We start from the raw sequence: 3,786 nt of genomic DNA, 5'->3' as shown, positions 1-3,786 counted from the left end.
GGCCCCACCGTGAACGGACGCAGGAGCGCGGAGGGACACGTGCGTCCAGCGGGGAAGGGACGCCCATGGCAGGTCCCAGGCGCGCGCGACCGGAGAACGGGTGGGGGCTGGGGGCGAGCCTCGTGGTGGCGCTCGTCCTGCTGGCCGTGGCGGTGGGCGCGCTCCTGCTGACGCGCGCCTCCGTGCAGTCGCGGGTGATGGAGCGCTCCCTGGACCTGCAGGAGGTGGGGCAGCTGGGGCGGGCCTTCAGCGACAAGGTGTCCCTGGCGAACAGCGCGCTGCTGGCGGGGGGACAGTCGCTCGTCCAGGACACGGCGCGGGCCCGGCAGCGCTTCCTGGACACCTCGCAGCGGCTGTCCGCGCGGCTGGGCTCCAACGAGGACCTGGAGCTGGTGGAGCAGGTGCGCGCCGCCGAACAGGTGCACGACGCCGCCCTGCGCGCCCTCCTGGATGCCTCGACTCCGCAGGACCAGAAGCTGGCGCGCGAGCGGCTGTCCCGGGCCCACGGGCGGGTGCGCGACGCGCAGGCCCAACTGGAGCGGAAGGTTCAAGAGCGGCTGGCCCGGGAGAACCAGGCGGCGTTGCTGACGGACCGGTGGGAGACGGCGCTGCTGCTCCTGGCGTCCCTGCTGGGCCTGTTGCTGGCGTCGGCGCTGGCGTGGGTGCTCCACCGCCGGCTGCACCCGCTCAAGCGCGAGGCGGCGGCCAGCGCGCACCGCTTCCAGGCGCTGGTGGAAGGCGTGCGCGACTACGCCCTGGTGCTGCTGGACGCGCGTGGGCGGGTGGCCAGCTGGAATCCGGGCGCGGAGCGCATCAAGGGCTGGGGCGAGGCGGAGATATTGGGCCGCCCCCACTCCGTCTTCTACACGTCCGAGGAGTCGGCGGCGGGCAAGCCGGAGCGGGAGCTGTCCCGGGCCCTGCAGGAGGGACGGTTGCGCACGGAGGGCTGGCGGCAGCGCAAGGACGGCTCGCGCTTCTGGGCGGAGGTGTCCATCACCGCGCTGCGCGACGAGGACGGCACGCCCCAGGGCTTCTCCGTGGTGACGCGCGACATCACCGAGCAGCGGCGCACGGAGCGGATGCAGGAGCTGCTCGCGGAGGCCGGCCGCGTCTTCCACCAGTCCCTGGACCCCGACCTGACGGCGGCGGAGGTGGCGCGGCTGCTGGTGCCGGAGGTGGCGGACGGCTGCATCCTCTACCTGCTCACGCCCGCGGGCGAGCTGCGGCCCCGGGCGGTGACGCACGTGCAGCCCGAGCGCGAGGCGAGCCTGTGGGAGTCCCTGCGGCGGTTTCCGCCCCGCGCGGGCATGCCCCCGGTGGTCTGGGAGGTCCTGCGCACCGGGCGCTCGCGGATGGACGAGGAGGTGGAGACGCAGGACGTGGAGGCCTCCGCGGAGACCCCGGAGCACCTGCTGCTCATCGAGCGCGTCGGAATCGGTTCATCGATGGTGGTGCCCCTGCGCGCGGGCAGTGAGACGCTGGGCGCCTTCGTGCTGCTGACGGCCCGGGGACACCGCCGCTTCACGCAGACGGACCAGGTGCTGGTGGAGGAGCTGGCCGGCCGCGCTGCGCTGGCCCTGGAGAACACGCGGCTGTTGCGCGAGGCGCGCGAGGCGGTGGACCTCATCGCCGTCACCGCGCATGACCTGGGCAATCCCTTGCATGCACTGCAATTGCTGCTCAGCAAGGTGCAACGCGCGCAGGCGGCGGGCCGCGACGAGGACGTGCGGCAGGGATTGGTGGCGGCGCGAGGACAGGCGCAGCGGCTGGGGCAGCTGTTGCACAACCTGCTGGACCTGTCGCGGCTGTCTTCCGGCAAGCGGTTGCTGGACGCGGCGCCCATGGACCTGGGGGAGCTGGCGCGCGAGGTGGTGGAGCGCTTCGCGGAGGCCGCCGCGCAGGCGGGCTGTGACCTGCGGCTGGAGGTGGAGCAAGGGCAGGTGGGGCAGTGGGACCGCATCCGCCTGGACCGGGTGGTGACGAATCTATTGTCCAACGCGCTGAAGTTCGGCCGGGGCCATCCGGTGTCGGTGTCGGTGTCGGCGCTGGACGTGGAGCACTCGCGGCTGCGGGTGCGCGACGAGGGCGTGGGCATCGCGCCGGAGGCCCAGCGCCGCGTCTTCGAGCGCTTCGAGCGGGAGCGCTCCGCGAAGACGGAGGCCGGCTACGGGCTGGGGCTCTACATCGCCCGCCAGTTGGTGGAGGCGCACGGCGGCATCATCCACCTGGAGAGCGTGCCGGGGCGGGGCGCCACCTTCACGGTGGACCTGCCGCGCATCCCCCGGCTGGTGGAGGAGCTATCGGTCGCCGAGTCCCCTCCACTCCAGCAGTGACGCCTTGAGCGTGGCTAGAGGTGCAGCGACGGCACGGGGGCGACGAGGCCGGGCTGGATGGGGAAGTCCGGGGGCAGCTTCTCGCGCTCCTCCAGTCGTTCGAACTCCAGCGAGTCGTGCGCGCAGAACACCTTCACCTGGTCGCCGTGGCGCTGCACCAGTTCGCGCAGCCGGCGCAGGTTGTACCAGCGCATCCATCCGTCCTTCTGCATCAGCTTCTGGTAGCCGCGCAGACCGGCGGTGCACCGGTAGCGGTCCAGGTCCATCTCCCCGTGATAGAAGTACGCGTCGCCCGCGTGCAGCAGCCACCCGTCCCCGGTGTCGATGGCCACGCCCGCGTGTCCCAGCGTGTGGCCCACCAGCGGCACCAGCAGGATCTCCGGCGGCAGTCCGCTGAGCTCGCGCACGCAGTCGAAGCCGAACCAGCTCTCGCCCCGGTGGGGGACGTACGTCTCCCACCGCGTCTCCTTGGACCACTGCATCGGGCGGAAGCGCGCGCGGTCCAGCCAGGACTTCTGCGCGGTGGCCACGCGGTACTCCTCCGCCAGCACGTGCACGCGCGCGTGGGGGAAGTCATCCAGGCCGCCCGCGTGGTCGAAGTCCAGGTGCGTGAGGACGATGTCGCGCACGTCGCTGGCGTGGAAACCCATCCGCTCCAGTTGGCGGATGGCGGTGGCCTCCTCCGAAAGGGCGGGGCGGCAGATGACGTCGCGGAACAGGGGGTTGAGCCGCACGCGCGGCGCGTACACGTCATTGAGGCCGAAGCCGGTGTCCACCAGCACCAGGCCGCGCGGCGTCTCCAACACCAGACAGTGGCAGGCGAGCGCCGCCGGGCCGGTGAAACCGCGCCGTCCATCCGTGAGCCGCCGGCCGGGCGGGCACATCGTGGTGCAGTTCAGGTGGTGGATGCGCATGGCGGCTCCCGCTCCTCGTGAAGGCGGCGGCCGCCCGGCGGCGCACCAGGGGCCGCGGGAAGCCACCTTCCGTTCGTTCAGGGCAAAAGTGCGCCGTGGCCCCCTTGGGAGGAATCACCGCGCCCGCGGCGGGACGGGGGCTCGCCCGCCCGGAGGCCGTTGGAATGCTGCTCAGGGGACGGGAGACTGCCCGGCCGCCTCCCCGTCGAGCGGTGGAGCCGACATCAGCACCAGCGCTTCGACGGAGGCGACGGAGCGGTGCTCGACGCCCCGGGGAACGATGAGCAACTCACCCTCTTCCAGGTCCACGGTGTGCTCGCGCAACTCCACGCGCAGGGCGCCCCGGGTGACGAAGAACAGGGCATCCCCGGTGGTGTGCTGGCACCAGGGGCCGGTGCCCGTCAGCCGCACCAGGTGCACGGGCTGGCCGTGGAGCATGCCCACGGGCCGGGCAATGCCAGGCGCCGGCAGGTCGGTGGAGGCGTGGGCCAGGTTCACCTTCTCCACGAGGGGAAGGGACGCGGGGGCCGGTGCCGGAC

The 3,786-nt window shown here is 72.8% G+C and carries 3 protein-coding genes; 1 reads left to right on the top strand and 2 read right to left on the bottom strand.

Annotated features, from left to right (window positions below; all coding sequences use genetic code 11):
- The first annotated feature begins 65 nt into the window (after positions 1–65).
- Positions 66–2,333 (top strand): sensor histidine kinase, encoded by a 2,268-nt coding sequence (locus D7X32_RS43590; protein ID WP_120608363.1) that lies wholly within the window; start codon positions 66–68, stop codon positions 2,331–2,333.
- A 14-nt stretch (positions 2,334–2,347) separates the two neighbouring features.
- Here D7X32_RS43590 and D7X32_RS43585 read toward each other — a convergent pair whose 3' ends face one another.
- Together D7X32_RS43585 and D7X32_RS43580 are read right to left on the bottom strand one after the other, a co-directional pair.
- Positions 2,348–3,247, bottom strand: a complete 900-nt coding sequence (locus D7X32_RS43585) for an MBL fold metallo-hydrolase (protein WP_120608362.1) — start codon at positions 3,245–3,247, stop codon at positions 2,348–2,350.
- Positions 3,248–3,418: 171 nt separating this feature from the next.
- The coding region (locus D7X32_RS43580) for a cupin domain-containing protein (protein ID WP_208752748.1) at positions 3,419–3,786 on the bottom strand (368 nt) is incomplete at its 5' end.

The sequence above is a fragment of the Corallococcus carmarthensis genome, assembly GCF_003611695.1.
GTDB classification, from domain to species: domain Bacteria; phylum Myxococcota; class Myxococcia; order Myxococcales; family Myxococcaceae; genus Corallococcus; species Corallococcus carmarthensis.
Note: the sequence above shows the minus strand (reverse complement) of the source record. Positions and strands in the feature narration are given on the sequence as shown.